Source organism: Corynebacterium sp. HMSC071B10 (assembly GCF_001814825.1).
Classification (GTDB): Bacteria; Actinomycetota; Actinomycetes; order Mycobacteriales; family Mycobacteriaceae; genus Corynebacterium.
The window spans coordinates 30,578-48,671 of sequence record NZ_KV818029.1; the positions used below are offsets into that span (position 1 = coordinate 30,578).

15 protein-coding genes and 1 tRNA gene are annotated in these 18,094 nt (G+C 65.4%); 10 read left to right on the top strand and 6 right to left on the bottom strand.

Translation table 11 applies throughout. The annotated features are described in order from the left end of the window. Positions 1 to 27: 27 nt before the first annotated feature. From HMPREF2990_RS12145 to HMPREF2990_RS12170, 6 genes are read left to right on the top strand one after another with little or no spacing between them, the layout of a single operon-like run. Positions 28 to 903 carry a TetR family transcriptional regulator C-terminal domain-containing protein gene (locus HMPREF2990_RS12145; protein ID WP_070764861.1) on the top strand — a complete coding sequence of 292 codons (876 nt, stop codon included), beginning with the start codon at positions 28 to 30 and terminating at the stop codon, positions 901 to 903. A 4-nt stretch (positions 904 to 907) separates the two neighbouring features. Next, entirely contained in the window at positions 908 to 2,461 is a 1,554-nt protein-coding gene (locus HMPREF2990_RS12150; RefSeq protein WP_070764862.1) for an ABC transporter substrate-binding protein, read from the top strand. Positions 2,462 to 2,466: 5 nt separating this feature from the next. Then, positions 2,467 to 3,414 (top strand): ABC transporter permease, encoded by a 948-nt coding sequence (locus HMPREF2990_RS12155; protein WP_070764863.1) that lies wholly within the window; start codon positions 2,467 to 2,469, stop codon positions 3,412 to 3,414. Next, complete coding sequence (locus HMPREF2990_RS12160; RefSeq protein WP_070764864.1) at positions 3,414 to 4,391, top strand: ABC transporter permease; 978 nt, start codon at positions 3,414 to 3,416, stop codon at positions 4,389 to 4,391. Before HMPREF2990_RS12155 ends, HMPREF2990_RS12160 begins: the two co-directional genes overlap by 1 nt. 4 nt (positions 4,392 to 4,395) lie before the next feature. Next, positions 4,396 to 6,009 (top strand): ABC transporter ATP-binding protein, encoded by a 1,614-nt coding sequence (locus tag HMPREF2990_RS12165; RefSeq protein WP_070764865.1) that lies wholly within the window; start codon positions 4,396 to 4,398, stop codon positions 6,007 to 6,009. Between the two features lie 55 nt (positions 6,010 to 6,064). Then, positions 6,065 to 7,783 carry a choline/carnitine O-acyltransferase gene (locus tag HMPREF2990_RS12170; RefSeq protein ID WP_168167150.1) on the top strand — a complete coding sequence of 573 codons (1,719 nt, stop codon included), beginning with the start codon at positions 6,065 to 6,067 and terminating at the stop codon, positions 7,781 to 7,783. Here HMPREF2990_RS12170 and HMPREF2990_RS12175 read toward each other — a convergent pair. The 3 genes from HMPREF2990_RS12175 to rpsA all read right to left on the bottom strand — a co-directional run bounded on the left by HMPREF2990_RS12175 (position 7,725) and on the right by rpsA (position 10,343). After that, positions 7,725 to 8,135 carry a DUF4259 domain-containing protein gene (locus HMPREF2990_RS12175; RefSeq protein ID WP_070764866.1) on the bottom strand — a complete coding sequence of 137 codons (411 nt, stop codon included), beginning with the start codon at positions 8,133 to 8,135 and terminating at the stop codon, positions 7,725 to 7,727. The genes HMPREF2990_RS12170 and HMPREF2990_RS12175 overlap by 59 nt on opposite strands. Before the next feature lie 57 nt (positions 8,136 to 8,192). Further along, entirely contained in the window at positions 8,193 to 8,801 is a 609-nt protein-coding gene (gene coaE, locus HMPREF2990_RS12180; protein WP_070764867.1) for a dephospho-CoA kinase, read from the bottom strand. A gap of 78 nt (positions 8,802 to 8,879) precedes the next feature. After that, a complete protein-coding gene (gene rpsA / locus HMPREF2990_RS12185; RefSeq protein WP_070764868.1) occupies positions 8,880 to 10,343 on the bottom strand; it encodes a 30S ribosomal protein S1 in 1,464 nt (487 codons plus the stop codon). 232 nt (positions 10,344 to 10,575) lie between these two features. On the opposite strand from rpsA, the gene HMPREF2990_RS12190 reads away from it, so the two are divergent. Beyond that, the gene (locus HMPREF2990_RS12190; protein ID WP_070764876.1) at positions 10,576 to 11,313 is read left to right on the top strand and encodes a class I SAM-dependent methyltransferase; all 738 of its coding nucleotides are present in this window, start codon (positions 10,576 to 10,578) and stop codon (positions 11,311 to 11,313) included. A 456-nt stretch (positions 11,314 to 11,769) separates the two neighbouring features. On the opposite strand, the gene polA is transcribed toward HMPREF2990_RS12190, so the two are convergent. Beyond that, positions 11,770 to 14,370 carry a DNA polymerase I gene (polA, locus tag HMPREF2990_RS12195; RefSeq protein WP_070764869.1) on the bottom strand — a complete coding sequence of 867 codons (2,601 nt, stop codon included), beginning with the start codon at positions 14,368 to 14,370 and terminating at the stop codon, positions 11,770 to 11,772. 117 nt (positions 14,371 to 14,487) lie between these two features. Here polA and HMPREF2990_RS12200 point away from each other — a divergent pair. Then, positions 14,488 to 14,561 (top strand) — tRNA-Leu (locus tag HMPREF2990_RS12200). Positions 14,562 to 14,602: 41 nt separating this feature from the next. Here HMPREF2990_RS12200 and HMPREF2990_RS12205 read toward each other — a convergent pair. Then, positions 14,603 to 15,697 carry a DNA alkylation repair protein gene (locus HMPREF2990_RS12205; RefSeq protein WP_070764870.1) on the bottom strand — a complete coding sequence of 365 codons (1,095 nt, stop codon included), beginning with the start codon at positions 15,695 to 15,697 and terminating at the stop codon, positions 14,603 to 14,605. 138 nt (positions 15,698 to 15,835) lie between these two features. Between HMPREF2990_RS12205 and HMPREF2990_RS12210 the strand changes: the two genes are divergently transcribed. Both HMPREF2990_RS12210 and HMPREF2990_RS12215 read left to right on the top strand, forming a co-directional pair. Continuing rightward, complete coding sequence (locus HMPREF2990_RS12210) at positions 15,836 to 16,276, top strand: MarR family winged helix-turn-helix transcriptional regulator (RefSeq protein ID WP_070764871.1); 441 nt, start codon at positions 15,836 to 15,838, stop codon at positions 16,274 to 16,276. Between the two features lie 24 nt (positions 16,277 to 16,300). Beyond that, the gene (locus HMPREF2990_RS12215; protein ID WP_070764872.1) at positions 16,301 to 17,497 is read left to right on the top strand and encodes an MFS transporter; all 1,197 of its coding nucleotides are present in this window, start codon (positions 16,301 to 16,303) and stop codon (positions 17,495 to 17,497) included. Positions 17,498 to 17,553: 56 nt separating this feature from the next. Here HMPREF2990_RS12215 and HMPREF2990_RS13060 read toward each other — a convergent pair. Beyond that, positions 17,554 to 18,094: HNH endonuclease signature motif containing protein (locus HMPREF2990_RS13060; protein WP_168167151.1), on the bottom strand; the 541-nt coding region annotated here is incomplete at its 5' end.

The window sequence follows — 18,094 nt, forward strand, 5'->3', positions numbered from 1 at the left end:
CTGCCAGGAATTCATACGGTTGTCATCATGACTCATGCTCAGCCACGCAACGCTGCGCGCGCCGCAATCGCCGCAGCCGGCCTTCGCCACCGCGACGTCGCAGCGCACCTGGGCATCGACGCAAGCAAGCTGTCCAAGTCGCTCTCCGGCGTACGCCGCTTCAGCGCGACTGAGCTCGCCCGGCTGGCCGCCCTCACCGGGGTCGACGCGCGCTCCCTTGCCGCGGTCAGTACACCGGCTACCTCCACGCGCGATCGTGCGCGCCAGGGCCGCAAGCGCGCTATCGCCGCCGCCGCGTGGCCGCTGTTTACCCAGCGTGGCTACCAGGCGGTCACCGTCGCCGACATCGCGGCAGCCGCCGGTCTATCCGCCTCGGCGGTGCACTACTACTTCCCCACCAAGAACGAAATCTTCCTCGCCACGCTCGACGAGTGCTCCCGCCAGGGTGCGCAGCGCCGCGCCCCCGCCCACACCCTCGCCACGCCGACCGAGCGCCTGACCGCCCTCTTCGCCATCCAGCTCGACGGCTCGCCAGAGTCCCGCCAGGAGTGGGCGACCTGGGCGCAGTTCTGGTCCTCCTCCGCCGCTTTTGCCGACGCTCACCAGGCCACGGAGATCGCCTACTCGCGCTGGCAGCAAGAGCTGCTTCCCATCGTCGAGGAGGGCATGGCCAGCGGCGAGTTTGTCCCGGGCAACCCGCAAGTCATGATCGCCTCGCTGACCGCGCTTATCGATGGGCTCGGTGTCCGCCTGCTCGCAGGCGCGCTCGACCCGCTGAGCATCCGCGAAATCTTCACCGCGAGTGTGCGCGGGTGGATGGCCAGCAGCGACGGTGGCGGGCCGCCCGCGGCCAGTTCCCCAGTCACTCATGCTGAAAACGAACAAGACGAAAGAACGGTGTAGCACCATGTTGCAACTCAGCCGCAGGCAGCTCCTGCGCGCCACGGTGATGGGAGGTGCGACGCTTGCGCTCGCGTCGTGTTCGACCGCTCCCGTGGAGGAAATCGATACCTCCGGTCCCCCGCGCAAGGGCGGGACGCTGCGCATCGGGCTCGTCGGTGGCTCCTCCACCGACACTATCGACGCGCACGTGCCCACCAGCACCAGCGACGCCGCCCGCGTGATCAACATGTACGACGCGCTGGCGCGCCGCGACGAGGACTACAACCTGGAGTACCTCCTCGCCGAGGCCATCGAACCGAACGACAACGCGACGGAGTGGACCATCACGCTGCGCGAGGGGGTGCAGTTTTCCGACGGCCGCCCGGTCCGCCCCGAGGACGTCATGTTCTCCCTTGACCGCATCCGCGACCCCGAGGACCCGAAATCCGGTGCCGCCTCAATCGCCCACCTGGCGGACATGGAGGTGATCGACGAGCGCCGCCTGCTCCTGCGTCTGTCCGAGCCGGACGCCGCACTGGTGGACTCGCTCGCCGAGTACCAGATGGGCATCGTGCCCGAGGATTACGACCCGAAGCACCCGATCGGTGCCGGCGCGTTCAAGCTCAAGGACTTTACTGCGGGCCAGTCGACCACCTTGGAGCGCAACGACAACTACTGGGCCGGGCCCGCCCACCTGGACCAGGTGCGCATCATTGACTTCCAGGAGGAAGACGCGATGCTCAACGCGCTGCTGTCCTCCCAGGTCGACGCGATCGGCAGCTTGAACCACGCGCTTGCCCGCGTCATCGAGGCCGACCCGCGCCTGGACACGCTGGTTTCCGAGACCGGCATGTGGCTGCCGCTGACCATGCGGGTCGATGTCGAACCCTTCGACGACGTGCGGGTACGCCAGGCAATGCGCCTTGCAGTCAACCGCCAGCAGATGGTCGACCAGGTCTACTCCGGCGAAGGCCAGCTGGGCAACGACATGTTCGCACTCTACGACGAGGCGTACCCGGCCGACTTTCCGCAGCGCGAGCAGGACGTGGAGAAGGCAAAGGCGCTGCTCGCCGAGGCCGGCTACCCGGACGGCATCGAGGTCGACCTTGTCACCTCCGAGATCCAGTCCGGCGCAGTGCGCGCGGCCCAGGTCTTCGCCGAGCAGGCGAGCCAGGCCGGCATCAAGGTCAACATCAAACAGGTCGATGCCTCGACCTTCTACGCCTCAGGCAACTACCTGGAGTACCCGTTTGCGCAGTCGTTCTGGTACACCCGCAACTTCCTCCAGCAGGTCAACCAGTGCGCGACCGCGGATTCGCCGTTTAACGAGACGCACTGGGTGCGCGAGGATTTCACGGCGAGGGTGTATGAGGCGCGCGCGATCGTCGATAAGCAGGAGCGCGAGGCGCGCATCCGCGAGCTGCAGCAAGAGCTTTACGACGAGGGCGGGTACATCATCTGGGGCTTTGCCAACCAGATCGACGCCTACCACAACTACATCGTCGGCCTCACCCCTCACCCGAGTGGTGTGCCGCTTTCACACGCCAACTTCCACCAAACCTGGATTGCGGAGGCCTAACAGCAATGGGGAAATTTATTCTGCGACGACTCGCGGTGAGTATCTTCATCCTCATCGCGGTGTCCATCATCATCTTTTGCGCCACGCTTTTGCTGCCGGGCTCGCCCGCAACTGCGATCCTCGGCCAGCAGGCCACGCCTGAGCGCATCGCCGCCCTCGAGGCGGAAATGAACCTGGACAAGCCACCGCTCGAGCGCTACTTCCTGTGGCTGGGCGGCCTGTTTACCGGCGATCTGGGCACGTCGACCTCGACGGGCGGCCCGGTGGTCGAACTGCTCGGAGAGCCGCTAGCCAACTCGCTGGTGCTCATGCTGCTCGCCGCGCTGGTCTCGATCCCGGTGGGCATCCTCGTGGGCATTTACGCAGCCTGGTGGCGCGGCTACAAGCGTGACCAGGCGATCACCTGGGTCACGCTGATCCTTGCGGCGATGCCGGAGTTTGTCATCGGTATCGCGCTGATCACCATCTTCGCCACCTCTGTCTTCCAGGTCCTGCCCGCGGTGACGATGTCCCCGCCCGGCAGCCACGTATGGGAGTTCCCCGCGCAGCTGATCCTGCCGACGCTCACGCTCGCGCTGGTGGTCAGCCCCTACATCGCACGTATGACGCGCGCGACGATGGTGGAGACCCTGGACTCTGGCTACGTCGAGATGGCGCGGTTGAAGGGCGTGCCCGAGCGCCGCGTGATCTTCCGCCACGCACTGCCGCACGCCGTCGGCCCGATCGCGCAGGTCGTAGCGATCCAGCTCGCGTGGCTCGCCGGCGGCATCGTGGTTGTCGAGTACCTGTTTCGGTACCCGGGCCTGGGCGTCGCGCTGATTGACGCCGTCAACTACCGCGACGTCCAAGTCGTACAAGCCGTTTCCCTCCTGATCGCCGTGGTCTACGTCGTGGTGAACCTCATCGCCGACATCGTGAGCATCATGGCCAACCCGAAGCTGAGGAGCAACTGATGACAACGCCTCACACCACCCCGGAATCCACCGTGTCCCCGGACGATGAGCTAAAGGTCTCTTTGTCCAAACCTGCCCCCGTGCTCGCCCGCATTTGGGCCCAGCCGGAAGGCAAGGTCGGCCTCGTGCTGACCAGCCTGATCGTCATCTGCACGGTGATCGGCTACCTCTTCGCTGAGCAGATCACCGGCTACTCCACCACCGAATTCCTCGGCCTGCCCTTTACCAAGGAAGGAACCTTCGGGACGGACAACCTGGGCCGCTCCGTGTTCTCCCGTTTCATCGCCGGTGGCCTGGTGCTGCTGGTTACGGCCTTCCTCGCCACCGCGCTCGGCATGGTCGTGGGCACCATCATCGGCATGGTCGCGGGCTACACCGGCGGCTGGGTCGACTCTGTGCTCATGCGGCTTAACGACGTCATCCTCGCCTTCCCGCAGCTCATCTTCGCCATGCTGGCGATCGTGATCTTCGGGCCGTCGGCAACCGTGCTGGTGCTGGTCATCGGGCTCACCCACGCGCCTCGTATCGCGCGCGTGGCACGCGCCTCGACCATGTCAGTGACCAACGAGGACTACATCCGCGCCGCCCAGATGTACTCCATGCCGCACAGCCGCATCCTCACCCGCGAGATCCTGCCGAACATCACCGGCCCGCTCGCCGTCGAGGCCGGGCTGCGCCTGACCTACTCCATCGGCTCGATCGCCTCGCTGTCCTTTTTGGGCCTGGGCATCCAGCCGCCGGCCGCGGACTGGGGCCTGATGATCAACGAGAACCGCATCGCGCTCTCGCTGCAGCCCTGGGGCGTGCTTCTGCCGGTGCTTGCGATTGCGCTTTTGACCATCGGCACCAACATGCTTGCCGATGCCACCGCACGCGCCACCGCGTCCACAGCTATGCCCGCCAAGCCGACCGCGGAGGAGTTGGAGGCTGCCCGCCAGCCGAAGAACGAACCGATCCGCCACACCGAGGAGGCCTAACCCCATGTCGACCGCAATTTCCCCCTCCGCAGAGGTCGTACTCGAGGTCCGCGACCTGCGCATCCGCGCCAACGACGGCACCGAGATCCTCCACGGCATCGACTTCGAGCTGCACCGCGGCGAGATCGTCGGCCTGGTCGGCGAGTCCGGCTCGGGCAAGACCACCGCCGGGCTCGCAGCCCTTGGCCACTGCCGCTCGGGGCTCTCGCTTACCGACGGCACGATCACCCTCCACACCCGTAACAACGACAACATTGACGTGCTGAGCCTCAACGAGGATGAACTGCGCAACATGCGCGGGTCCCGTGTCGCCTACGTCCCCCAGGACCCGGCGCTCAGTCTGAATCCCGCCATGCGCATCGGCGAGCAAATCCGCGAGGTCCTCGACGAGCACAACTACGACGGCGACAAACTCGCCCGCATCCGCGAGGTCATGCGCGACGTGGACCTGCCGGACACGGACGAGTACCTCGCCCGCTGGCCGCACCAGCTCTCGGGCGGGCAGCAGCAGCGCGTGGGCATCGCGATGGCCTTTGCCCTGCACCCGGACGTGCTCATTCTCGACGAGCCCACCACCGGCCTCGACGTCTCCACCCAAGCGCACGTGCTGGAAACCATCCGCGAGATGACGCAGCGCCACAGCGTCGCCTCCCTCTACATCACCCATGACCTAGCCGTAGTCGCGGAACTGGTCGACCGCGTGATCGTGATGCTGCGCGGCGACATCGTGGAAGTCGGCACTGCCCACGAGGTGCTTTACTCTCCCCTGCACCGCTACACCAAGAAGCTCCTGGCCTCCATCCCCGACCTGGAGGGCAAGAAGAACATCGCCGAGCTCCAAGACGTCGCGCCCGCCGAACGCGGCGAGACTCCGCTCCTCGAGGTGCGCAACCTCGAGATGTCCTATGGCGACAAAAAGGTCCTCCACGGCATCAACCTCGAGCTCGAAGAAGGCGAGTCAACTCTCTTACTCGGCGAGTCCGGCTCAGGAAAAACGACGCTTGCCCGCTCGATCGCGGGGCTCAACCCGGGTTACACCGGTTCCGTCCGCTTCCGCGGCGAGGAACTCGAGCACAGCAGCCGCGAGCGCACGCTGGACCAGCGCCAGGGCGTGCAGTACATCTTCCAGTCCCCGTTTTCTTCGCTCAACCCGCGGCGCACCATCGGTGAGTCGCTGAGCGTGCCGATGGAGATGTCGAAGCGCTTGCCCCGCGCCAAGCAGCGCGAGGTGGTCCACGAGGTTCTCGAGGCGGTCCAGCTGGATCCCAGCTTCTACGACCGCCGCCCCGGCGACCTCTCCGGTGGCGAGCGCCAGCGCGCCGCGATCGGGCGCGCGTTGGTCAACGCACCTTCCGTGCTGGTGTGCGACGAGATCACCTCCGCGCTCGACGTCTCGGTGCAGGCCTCGATCCTGCGCCTGCTGGCCAAGCTGCGCCGCGAGCGCGGCCTGTCCATGCTCTTCGTCACCCACAACATTGCGCTGGCCCGCCACGTGGCCACGCGCATCGCGGTGCTGAACAAGGGTGTGATCGTCGATTATGGGCCGGTGGACGAGGTGCTGCACAACCCGCAGCACGACTACACCAAACACCTGCTGGCGGACATCCCTTCGCTGTAGGGACTCGCTAGGCTGAGGGAGTGTAACTATCCCCTGTTCAAGGAAGCGTGACACCGTGTCCGAAACCCTGCGTACCGTCGATGTGCACTCCCTTTCCGCTCACCCTGCCACCGCTGATCTGAAGCCGCTGCCGCTTCCCCCGCTCGAGCAGACACTTGCGCAGTACGCCACCGCCCTCTCCGCGGTACTCGATGACGACGAGCGCGCCCACGCCTCCCGGGTAATCGAGGACTTCTCACAGAGCAAGGGCCCGCTTCTCGACGCCACCCTGCGCGACCGCGCCACCACACGCGAGCACGAGGGCACGAACTGGCTGCACGACGAGTGGTACGAGGGCTACCTCGCCGTCCGCGGGCCACTCCAGTTGAGCACGAACGTCGGCTTCCAGCTCGCTCCCTTGGGCGGCGAGGCCACCGGCACGCAGCGCGCGGCCGCGGCTATCCAGCGCATCGCCACCGTCCACCTGCAGGCAGCCGGCGACGCGCTGCCGGAGGACGTCGACGCGCGCGGTAACCGCATCACGCTCAACCAGTGGTTCGTGTTCAACGGCGGGCTGCGCCACCCGCGCCCGGAAATCGACGAGGTCGCGATATGCACGAAGATAAACGCGCACCGCGAGATCGGTGTCTTCGTCGACGGCCGCCTCTACGCCCTCCCCATCAGCGACGCCGAGGGCAACATCACCCCGCGTGAGTATCTCGCCGCGAACCTGGACACGGTGCTGGCCGCCGCGCGCACCTCGTCGCCCGACCAGGCGGACTTCAACGCAGCCGCACTCTCCGGCGATGTATCGGAACTCACGGAGCTCATCGAGCGCAACCCGCGCACCTACCAGCGCCTCGCCGACCTACTGTTCACCGTCGACCTGATCAACACTGCAGGACGCGACGACGCCGCGTTGCTTGCCGACCTCGCGTTCCGCCCCCGCGGCGCGTGGGTGTACAAGCCGCTGAGCTACCAGCTCGGCCTCGACAGCGACTGGACCGCCGTCCACGTCGAGCACACCTGCCAGGACGGCGGCACCCTGGTCACCGCGGTTTCGCGCATGCAAGACGCCCAGGTCCAGGAATCCAGCACCCTCAGCAAACACGCTGCCGAGGAGCTGCGCTGGGACCTCGACCACACCCCAAACACGCCGGCCACTCCCTACACGGTCGAGCTGCACACCATAGACATCCCGCCTACCGACCTGCCCTTCAAGTTCAGCCGTGACGCGAGCGCCCAGCTGACCATGACGATCGCGCAGCAGCTGACCTACGGCCGCGTCCGCGCCGTCTACGAGGCGGTAGACATGCGCGAGTACCGCGCCGGACGCACCGAATGCCTACGCGCGTTGACCCCGGAGGCCGTCGCATTCGCACGCGCCCTCGTCGCTGGCACCGCAACCCGCGAGCAACTCGTTGCCGCGGCCGACGCGCACCGCGGATGGGTGAAGCGCTGCAAGTCCGGCAACGGCATCGACCGCCACATCCAAATGCTCGAGCATCTCGACGCCCATGAGACCGACGCCTTCTTCCGCGATCCCGTTGTCACTGCCGCGCGCAAGGACTTCTTGTCCACCACCTCCGTCGGCAGCGCCAACCAGATCGTGCGCTACGCCTTTGCGCCGACGCTGCCGGAGGGCTTCGGCATCGCCTACACCCCGCACGCGACGGCCACCGAATACTGTGTGTCCTACAACACGGATACCGCGGAGAAGCCGCAGGAGTTTTTGGCTAACCTCGCGCGCGCTTCCGAGTTGCTTTGGCAGTTCTGTGGCGAGCTCGACGGCTAACGCCGGTGGCGTACCGGGTGGCGGCGAGCCACTGATCCAGCTCGCCCGCCTCCTGCCACTGCTCGTACAGGTCTGAATCACGGGCGGTCAGAAGCTTCCTGACCTGCCTTTTCAGCCAAATGCGGTCGTGGAAGGAGAACTCGAAGGCGAGCGCCTCCTCGTACTCGCCGGAGGGCAGGTGGCCGTTCATTACCGCCACGAGCGCGACGACCACCTCCGCCTGCGCGGAATCCAGGGGCAACTCGCCGCAGTCGAAGCGGAACCGATCCATCTTGAAAGAGCCGTCCGCGAGTGCGCGCACGGCATCAAGCGCGTGGTCATTATCAAACGGCCCATAGTTCCACGTACCCATGGGGAAAGAATCTAAGCCAGCGAAGTTTCCCAGGGTTGTCGCCTAGGCAAACAATGGTTAAACACCAAGCAATATGTTGGTGATCTTCGCGGTCAGCGCCTCCACCTGCCGTTCCAAGTCGGCGAGTGTGCCGTTGTTGTCCAGGATCTCGTCCGCCGCAGCGCGACGCTGCGCGTCCGGGATCTGACGCTCGATCCGGTTCCGCGCATCATCCTCATCGAGCCCGCGGTGCGCCACAAGACGGCGCACTCGCTCATCGGCGTCCACGTCCACCACGACCGTCAGGTCCATGTCCTTGTTCATGCCGAGCTCGATGAGCAGCGGCATGTCGTAGACCGCGGCCTTCTCGCCCGCTTGCTCGAGTGCTTTGAATCGCCGCGCAGATTCCCCACGTATCGCCGGGTGCGTGATCGCGTTCAGCTTCTGCGTCTGTTCTTCGGAGACGAACGCGCGGGCGGCCAACCCTGCCCGGTCGAGTGCCCCATCCGAGCCGATGAGGTCCGCGCCGAACACCGCGGCGACGTCATCCAGCACGGGAGAGCCCGGTTCCATGATGTCGCGGGCGATCTGGTCGGCGTCGACAACTGGCAGGCAGTGTGCGCGCAGCATCTCGGCGACCGTCGATTTGCCGCTGCCGATGCCGCCGGTAAGTCCGATCATGTACATGGAAGCGATGATAGAACACAAAGGGCCCGCGCAGGACGTCGCTAAGCGACGCCTGGCGCGGGCCTTTCTTAAGCCAGCTTAGTTGCCGGTGAGCTTGTCGCGCAGTGCGGCGAGCTGCTCATCGGAAGCCAGGGAGCCCATGGACGACTCTGCCGGCTCGGCTGCCGGAGCTGCAGCGCTGGAGTCGGAAGAGTAGTTTGCCTGGTCTGCTGCCTGGTCCGCGGCCTCGGCGGCTGCGGCGCGGTGACGCTCCACCTGACCGGCGTGTGCCTGGTGGCGACGCTCTGCCTCGGCGTAGCGTGCCTCCCACTCCTGGCGAGCCTCGTCGTAGCCTTCCATCCACTCGTTGGTCTCCGGGTCGAAGCCCTCCGGGAAGATGTAGTTGCCCTGCTCATCGTAGGAGTCGGCCATGCCGTAGCGGGACGGATCGAACTCCTCGGTGAAGTCCTCGTCAGCCTGCTTGAGCGACAGGGAGATGCGACGACGATCCAGGTCGATATCGATGACCTTGACCATGACCTCCTCGCCGACGTTGACAACCTGGTCCGGCACCTCGACGTGGCGCTGTGCCAGCTCGGAGATGTGGACGAGGCCCTCGATGCCCTCCTCGACGCGCACGAACGCACCGAACGGGACGAGCTTGGTGACCTTGCCCGGCACAATCTGGCCCACAGCGTGGGTGCGGGCGAAGACGCGCCACGGATCTTCCTGGGTCGCCTTCAGCGACAGGGAGACGCGCTCGCGGTCGAGATCGACGTCGAGCACCTCGACGGTAACCTCGTCGCCAACGGTGACAACCTCGGACGGGTGGTCAATGTGCTTCCAGGACAGCTCGGACACGTGGACCAGGCCGTCGACACCACCAAGATCGACGAAGGCGCCGAAGTTGACGATGGAGGACACGACACCCTTGCGCACCTGGCCCTTCTGCAGCTGGTGCAGGAAGTCGGAGCGAACCGCGGACTGGGTCTCCTCCAGGTACGCGCGGCGGGACAGGACGACGTTGTTGCGGTGCTTGTCCAGCTCGATGATCTTCGCCTCGAGCTCCTGGCCGATGTACGGCTCCAGGTCGCGGACGCGGCGCATCTCAACCAGGGATGCCGGCAGGAAGCCGCGCAGCCCGATGTCCAGGATGAGGCCGCCCTTGACGACCTCGATGACCGTACCGGTAACCGGCTGGTCGTTGTTCTGCAGCTCCTCGATGGTGCCCCAAGCACGCTCGTACTGCGCGCGCTTCTTGGACAGAATGAGGCGACCTTCCTTGTCCTCCTTGGTCAGGACAAGCGCGTCGATCTCGTCGCCGACCTCGACCACATCGTCCGGGTCGACGTCGTGCTTGATGGACAGCTCGCGGGTCGGGATGACACCTTCGGTCTTGTACCCGATGTCAAGCAGAACCTCGTCGTGGTCAACCTTGACCACCTTGCCGCTGACGATGTCACCATCATTGAAGTACTTGATGGTGGCGTCGACTGCAGCGAGAAATTCCTCAGGGCCACCAATGTCGTTGATGGCTACCTGCGGTGCGTTAGTAGTGCGCATAAGTGTATGTGCTCCGAATTGAATAGGAGATCGTGATTGGACAGGGGCGCATCTCTCGCACCCAGGTGTTTGACTCCAGGGTGGATCTCGCGCGAGGATCGACCCGAGCCCTCCTATTACAGCTGGTGTCGCCCCGATACTGCGATACGCCCCAAACACACTACTGTCTGCCACCTGCGCGAGCAAATCATAAATGCACGTCACCGCCGCTTCCCCGACCCCGAAAGGCACCATGAGCGAACACCGCACTGCCTCGCAAGCCAACCGCCGGTTCTGGGATGCGGACGCGCAGCGTTACCACGCCGATCACGCTGAGTATTTGTCCAGCTTCTACTGGTGCCCGGAGATGCTGCACGAGGCCGACGCGCGCTTGCTTGGCGACGTCACCGGCACCTCCATCCTCGAAGTCGGCTGCGGCTCCGCCGCCTGCACCGAATGGCTCACGAGTCAAGGCGCGCGCCTTGTCACCGGCTTCGACATCTCCGCCGGCATGCTCGCGCGCGCCACGGACGGCCTCGCGCTCACCCAGGCCGACGTACTCGCAATCCCCTACCGGGATAACGGCTTCGACACCGTCTTCTCCGCCTTCGGCGCGCTGCCCTTCGTTGCCGAGCTCAACGTCGCACTCGCGGAGATCCGCCGCGTTTTGCGCCCCGGCGGCCGCTTCGTCTTCAGCGTCACCCACCCAATGCGCTGGGTATTCCCCGACGACCCAGACATTTTCACCGCCGCCATCAGCTACTTTGACCGCGCCTACGAGGAGCGCGACAGCAGCGGCGCACTCACCTACGCGGAGTACCACCGCACCTTCGGCGACTGGGTGCACGCGCTGCGCACCGCGGGCTTTTCGCTTCTCGACGTCACCGAGCCCACCTGGCCCGCCGACCTTACCACCACCTGGGGCCAGTGGTCCCCCGCGCGCGGCGCGCTCTTCCCGGGCACCGCGATCTTCTCCACGCGCGCTGCATAATGCTTCCCCCCGGATAGGGTAAGCAGAAGGTTGGCGAACATAGTCGCTATTTTATGCCGCACGATTCGGCAGTTTCGCCCATCCGGCAGCGCCGCAGGTCACAGGAATCCCACATTGTGAAATCTGCCGAGAAATATAAAACATCACTCATAGCTGAATGACCAATAACGGTCCGCTGGCAGCAGGCTCTGAAGCTGTTAAAGTCACCCTTGGTTTTCGGAACGGCCCAGCGGAACCACACCGGAAACCTCTTCCCCAGCAGGGGGGCATTGAAAAATGAAGAGGGAAGAAACCCGAGGTATTGGGGGATACCTCACCACTGGGGGGGGACCGGGGGCATAGCTCTTCTTGGGGGCGAGGAGCTATGGACGGAGACGGGCGCGGGGGTGTACTGCCCTTGCAAGGGCTATGCACGCCCCGCGCCCGCCGGTGACGAGGTGAGAAGCTCGTGCCCTTTTAGTGCGCAGCCTCGTTCCAGTTCTTACCGGTGCCGGCCGAGACCTCCAGCGGGACGCGCAGCGTGATCGCCTGGTCCATTTCGCGCTCCACAATCTCGCGCACCGCGTCGAGCTCGCCATCGGCGATCTCCACGACGAGTTCGTCATGGACCTGCAGCAGCACGCGCGAGTCGTAGCCTTCAAGTGCGTGGTCGACGCGCACCATCGCCACCTTAATAATGTCGGCGGCCGTGCCCTGGATCGGCGCGTTCAGCGCCGCGCGCTCGGCGTTCTCGCGCGCGACCCGGTTGTCGCTATTGAGCTCCGGCAGATAGCGACGCCTGCCAAACACCGTCGATGTATACCCGTCGCGTCGCGCCTGTTCGACCACCTCGTCAAGGTAGCGCTTGACCCCGCCGAAGCGCTCGAAGTAGCTCTCCATAATCTGCTTCGCCTCACCGGGGGTAATGCCCAGCTGGTTCGACAGCCCGTAGGCTGAGAGCCCGTAGACCAGGCCGTAGCTCATCGCCTTCACGCGGCGGCGCAGCTCCGGGGTAACCTCGTCGATCGGCACGTCGAACACGCGCGAGCCGACGAAATTGTGCAGGTCCTCCCCCGCCTTGTACGCCTCGATGAGGCCCTCGTCACGAGAGAGGTGCGCCATCACGCGCATCTCGATCTGCGAATAGTCGGCGGTCAGCAGGCAGTCGTAGCCTTGGCCCACGGTGAACGCGGAGCGGATCTCGCGCCCCGCGTCGGTGCGCACCGGGATGTTCTGCAGGTTCGGGTCAGCGGAGCTCAAGCGCCCAGTCGAGGCGACCGTCTGTTTAAAGGTGGTGTGGATCCGCCCGTCGTCGTGGATCGCCTTGATGAGTCCCTCGATGGTGGACTTCATCTTCTGGTACTCGCGGTGCAGCAGCAGGTAGTCGAGGAATTCGTGCGGATGCTTCTCCGCGAGCGATTCGATCTCGGCGGCGGCCGTCGAATACCCGGTCTTCGTCTTCTTCGTCTTCGGCAGCGCGAGCTTGTCAAAGAGCACCACCGAGAGCTGCTTCGGGCTGGACAGGTTGAGGTCGGGCTCGTCGACAAGCGCGCGGGCTTTCTCCTCGACCTGCGTGACCTTGTCGGCGAAGTCCTTGCGCTGCGCCTCGAGCACGTCGCGGTCGACGGCGATGCCGGTGTGCTCCATCTCGGCCAGGATCGTCACCAGTGGCACTTCGAGGTCGGCGTAGAGCTCGTACTCGTCGATCTCGCGCAGCTGCGCGGTGAGCGCTTCGGCGAGTTCGAGGACGGCCGCGGCGGCGTCGATAAGCGAAGTGTCGGCGAGCAAGCTCAGCTGGTCGCCGCCGATCGTGAGCTGGCGCTGCAGGTGGCGCTGGTAGACGTCCTCCAGCTCGTAGGTGCGCTGCCCGGGGCGCAGCAGGTAGGCGGCGATCGCCGTATCGTGCGCGATGCCGCGCAGCGTGATCTCGCGCCCGCGCAGCATGTGGTAGGCCGCCTTCGCGTCGTGGCAGTACTTCGGGTCCTCCGACTCCAGCCACGCCTTGAGCGCCGCGTCCTCGGCCGGGGAAAGGTCGGCGGTGTCGCGCTGGATGCCGCGCCGCTGCTTATCGACGATCCCCAAACCCGTCACATCTCCACCCGCGGGCACCGCAGTACCGGACAGGTACAGGGCGAGGCCCTCGCCGCGGCGCGCCTCAAGCCAGGTGTCGAGCGATTCCTCGGACACCTCCACCTCGGGCAGCTCCACCGGCGGCTGGGCACTGGCGTCCTCGCCGTCGGTCGGCACGGCGGCAAGTATGCGCTCGCGCAGGTTCGCACCGAACTGCAGGTCGTCGAAGGCCTTGGATACTTCGCTCACGTCGGCGGTCTTGAGCTCCAAGTCCTCCGGGCCGACGGGCAGCTCGACGTCGATGACCATCTGGGTCAGCTCCCGGTTGAGCTGGACCTGCTCGATGCGCTCGCGGAAGCTGTTGCCGGCCACGCCCTTGATCTCGTCGGCGTGCGCGATGAGCTCTGCCAGCGAGCCGTACTGCACGATCCACTTCGTCGCCGTCTTCTCCCCCACCTTCGGCACGCTCGGCAGGTTGTCCGACGGGTCGCCGCGCAGCGCCGCGTAGTCCGGGTACTGCGCAGGGGTCAGCCCGTACTTGCGCTCGACCTCCTCCGGGGTAAAGCGGGTGAGCGTGGAGACGCCGCGGGTTGGGTAGAGGACGGTGGTGGTGGCGTCGACAAGCTGCAGGTAGTCGCGGTCGCCGGTGACGATGACGATCTCGAAATCCCCGCGCGCCTGGGTCACCAGCGTGGCGACGATGTCGTCGGCCTCGAAGTTTTCCTTCGACAGGGTCACGATGCCCAGGCTGTGCAGCACGTCCTCGATGATCGGCACCTGGCCCTTAAACTCCGGCGGCGCAGATTCGCGCTGCGCCTTGTACTCCGGGAAGCGCTCCGTGCGGAAGGTTTTGCGCCCCACGTCGAAGGCCACCGCGACGTGCGTCGGCGCCTCCTCGGCGAGGATATTGGCAAACATGGAGAGGAAGCCGTAGACCGCGTTCGTGTGCTGGCCGCCCGTGGTGGAGAAGTTCTCCGCGGGCAGAGCGTAGAAGGCGCGGAAGGCCATGGAGTGTCCGTCGATAAGCAGAAGGCGTTTTTGATCAGTCACGGTGCCCCAGTCTAGCCGCCGCCCGTGGCCCGCAATTTCCGGATCGGCGCGCAGATGGGTTAAGCTTTCCCGCGAGCCCCAGTAGCCCAATTGGCAGAGGCAACGGATTCAAAACCCGTCCAGTGTGAGTTCGAGTCTCACCTGGGGCACGCTTCGCCCCGCTTCACCGCGGGGCTTTTTCGCGCCGCGACTACTCGGTGAGCTCGAAGTCCACCAGCTCGCCGTCGCGTCCGTTGATCACCACGCTGAGCGCCTGCGTGCCCGGATAGTAGGTGCGCGTACTAGTCACGCGAAACGGGTGCGTCTTGGTCACCACACGCGTTTCCCCCGGCTCAAGCGTGAATTTGCCGAGACGGAACACGCTCGGCTTCCTCGCACCGTTCTTCTTCAAAAAATGCACGCGGTACTCGGCGAGCACGTTGGCGGCGGCATCACTTGCGTTGGTGAGCGTCGTTGAAAGGGTGGCCTTCTCCCCGATGGCCACGGTTCGGGGGAACTCGGGGCGGGTGGTGGTGAGTGCAGTAGGCGTCGAAAAGCCAACAAGCTCCAAGGCCTCGCTATGGCCGCGTTTGATCAGCCCGCGCAACCCCCGTTCCACCACCCACGCCGCGTGGGGCGCGCCGCTGTCTACCCAGCGCGCGGCGGTGGCGAGCGCGAGTTCAGGGTGCGTGCGCCCGATGTCGTTAAGGTTGTTGGCGACGGATTTGCGAACGAACAGCGAAGCGTCGTCGTAAAGCCGATCCAAGACCGGAATGATCGGCGAGGGGTCCTCCACAAACGGCGTGTGCACCTTCGCCCAGGGCAGGCGCGGGCGGATGCCCTCGGAAGCGAGCCGGCGCACGTTGTGGCTGTCCGAGCCAGCCCACCCATGCACCCGCGCCAAGGTGCGCTCCGGATAGCGCTCCAGGTAGGGACGCACCGCCCACTCGCCAGTAAAAGCCCGCGTCAGCGCCTCGATCGCATCAAGGGAAACGCCCGGCTCATCCACCCCATACAGCTCAATGAAACGGCTGACCGGCCACAGGTGGAATGCGTGGTTGAAGTAGCCCTCCCCCTCCGCGAGCTCGGGCCCAAGCTTATCGACGATCCCGCCAACCACCCCCGCGTAATCCCCCACAAGCCTCTCCCGAAGCCCCTGCGCAAACACCGTCACGCGGTCCGAAATCTCTAAACCTTCGACGCGCGACGCCACCCACGCGGCGTACTCCTCGCCGTCAATGTCGAGTTGGGCACCGAGTGTTCTCGCCGTGTCAGCGTTGAAGTAGTCCTTCATTTTGGGGGCCATGGCTATGCACTCTACCTTGCGCGGGAGCGCTCGTTCACGATCCGAATGTGCGTCTCAGCTGGGGCATGCCCTTGGCCCCGCCTCACTGCGGGACTTTTCGCGCTTGCACCTTCCATAGCCAGAATATATATTTCCCCTATGGATAACGACCCCCAGAAACAACTCGCCAACGACCTCGTGTGGGCCAGCAGCCGCTTCGCGCGTACCGCGTACCAGGCCACCCCAGTCCAACTCTCCTACGTCTCGCTGCGCGCGATGGCCGCGATCAACCGCGAACCAGGCCTGCGGGTCGGCGAACTCGCACGTCGTGAGGGTATCACACAACCGTCAATGAGTCAGGCAATCAAAAAGCTTGTCGACGAAAACTTCATCACCCGCCACCCCTCCCCCGAAGACGCGCGCGCCACCGACCTCATGATCACCGACAAGGGCCGCGACATCCTCCTGCAATACCGCACCGACTCCGCCGCACAAATCGTGCCGGTGCTCGAGTCGCTTAACGACGAAGACGTCGCCTGCCTCAAGCGCGCCGCCGAACTCCTCCAGCACATCACCGAGGAGCTGTCCACCAACCGTTAACGACCCCCAAAGGAGGCCACACCCTTGCACAACGAAGAACCCCACCCCCTGCTGAAACAACCTGTCGCCGTCTGGGCGCTTGCCTTTGCCTGCGCTGTGTCGTTCATGGGCATCGGGCTCGTCGACCCGATCCTGCCGGCGATTAGCCGGGAGCTGCACGCGTCGCCGACACAGACGATGCTGCTGTTTACCAGCTACCTACTGATTACGGCGCTCGCGATGTTCTTCAGCGCGTTCATCTCTTCCCGCATTGGGGTCAAGGTCACGCTCTTGATCGGTCTCGCGCTTATCGTGGTCTTCGCCTTCCTCTCCGGCGCAGCGGGCTCGGTGGACGCGATCATCGGCTTCCGCGCGGGCTGGGGCCTGGGCAACGCCCTGTTCATCTCCACCGCGCTCGCCGCTATCGTCGGCGCGGCAGCCGGCAGCGCGGGGCAGGCCATCATCCTGTACGAGGCCGCTATGGGCGTCGGTCTCGCAGTCGGCCCACTCGCCGGCGGCCTGCTTGGCGAAATCTCCTGGCGAGCGCCCTTCTACGGCACCGCCGCCCTCATGGCGATCGGGTTCATCGCCATCGCCACGCTGCTCCACTCCCGCTCACATACGCCTGAGCCGGTCGACTTCACGGCAGGGCTGACCGCGCTCAAAGAGCCCGCGCTGCTCACACTTGGGCTCGTGGCCTTCTTCTACAACTTCGGCTTCTTCACCCTCCTCGCCTACTCCCCCTACCCCATCGACGCTGCCGCCGCTGCGGCCGGGAAAGACTTCGGCGCGATTGAACTGGGCTTCGTCTTCTTCGGCTGGGGGCTCACGCTCGCGGTCTCTTCCGTCTTCCTCGCGCCACGCCTCGTGCAAGGACTCGGACTGTTTCCGGTGCTGATCATCATTCTGGGCGGCTTCGGCATCCTACTGGCCGCGCTCGGCTTCGCCGCAGAACACCTCACCGCCGTGATCGTGCTGGTGATTCTCGCGGGCCTGTTTATCGGCGTGTTTAACACCGTGCTTACCGAGGCCGTCATGGAAGCCACCCATCTGCCGCGCAACGTCGCCTCGTCAACCTACTCCGGCTTGCGCTTCCTGGGCGGGGCACTCGCGCCTGCCGTCTCCGGCCCGCTTGCCGCGGCCCGCGGGGCTGGGATGCCTTACTGGTTCGGCGCAGCCAGCCTGGGCGTCTCGCTACTGATCCTCTTCAGCGGCAAACGCCACCTGGGCCGCATTGTTTAGGGCATGCTTGCCCGCGCGCCAGTGTTTGCTGGCGCGCGGGCTTTTAACGTGCAGGTTTAGTCGGGCGGTTTGCGGTTGTCGGCGCGGGCCTTGTGGTCGGTGCCGGTGGGGGTGACGTTCCCGTAGGGTGAGACGTAGGTGATCTGCCCGTCGCGCCGTTCGGTATGTCCCCGGGTGCCGCGGGCGGCTTGGGAGTTGTGGTATTTGCATAACCACCCGAGGTTGGAGGGTGTGGTTTCGCCTCCGTGTTGGTGTTCGACCATGTGGTGGGCGTCGCACTCGGAGGCGGGTGCGTTGCAGCCTTTCCAGGTGCAGGTGGTGGAGTCGGCAAGCATGACTTCTCGGTGTTTCGGGGTGGCGAAGCGTGCGTGGTAGGCGTTGACCGGTCCGTCCATGACGCCGATGAGGATGATCGCCCCGATTTCTTCGAGCTGCATGCGCACAAACTCCTCACCGGAGACGATTACACCGTTGTCGAAGTGGACCTTAACGTCGTTGCCTTCGCCTGCGATAATGCGCAGGTAGTCGCCAAGGTCCAGGTTTGCGGTCACGCGCACCAGGTACTCGGCCTTTGGGCACCCGCCGTTTAGCCAGCCG

What these genes read in the sequence shown, in the direction of transcription:
- HMPREF2990_RS12145 (WP_070764861.1), top strand. Translation starts at nt 28, where the DNA reads ATGACTCATGCTCAGCCACGCAACGCTGCGCGCGCCGCAATCGCCGCA.
- HMPREF2990_RS12150 (WP_070764862.1), top strand. Translation starts at nt 908, where the DNA reads ATGTTGCAACTCAGCCGCAGGCAGCTCCTGCGCGCCACGGTGATGGGA.
- HMPREF2990_RS12155 (WP_070764863.1), top strand. Translation starts at nt 2,467, where the DNA reads ATGGGGAAATTTATTCTGCGACGACTCGCGGTGAGTATCTTCATCCTC.
- HMPREF2990_RS12160 (WP_070764864.1), top strand. Translation starts at nt 3,414, where the DNA reads ATGACAACGCCTCACACCACCCCGGAATCCACCGTGTCCCCGGACGAT.
- HMPREF2990_RS12165 (WP_070764865.1), top strand. Translation starts at nt 4,396, where the DNA reads ATGTCGACCGCAATTTCCCCCTCCGCAGAGGTCGTACTCGAGGTCCGC.
- HMPREF2990_RS12175 (WP_070764866.1), bottom strand. Translation starts at nt 8,135, where the DNA reads ATGGGTACGTGGAACTATGGGCCGTTTGATAATGACCACGCGCTTGAT.
- coaE (WP_070764867.1), bottom strand. Translation starts at nt 8,801, where the DNA reads ATGTACATGATCGGACTTACCGGCGGCATCGGCAGCGGCAAATCGACG.
- rpsA (WP_070764868.1), bottom strand. Translation starts at nt 10,343, where the DNA reads ATGCGCACTACTAACGCACCGCAGGTAGCCATCAACGACATTGGTGGC.
- HMPREF2990_RS12190 (WP_070764876.1), top strand. Translation starts at nt 10,576, where the DNA reads ATGAGCGAACACCGCACTGCCTCGCAAGCCAACCGCCGGTTCTGGGAT.
- polA (WP_070764869.1), bottom strand. Translation starts at nt 14,370, where the DNA reads ATGGCCTTCCGCGCCTTCTACGCTCTGCCCGCGGAGAACTTCTCCACC.
- HMPREF2990_RS12205 (WP_070764870.1), bottom strand. Translation starts at nt 15,697, where the DNA reads ATGGCCCCCAAAATGAAGGACTACTTCAACGCTGACACGGCGAGAACA.
- HMPREF2990_RS12210 (WP_070764871.1), top strand. Translation starts at nt 15,836, where the DNA reads ATGGATAACGACCCCCAGAAACAACTCGCCAACGACCTCGTGTGGGCC.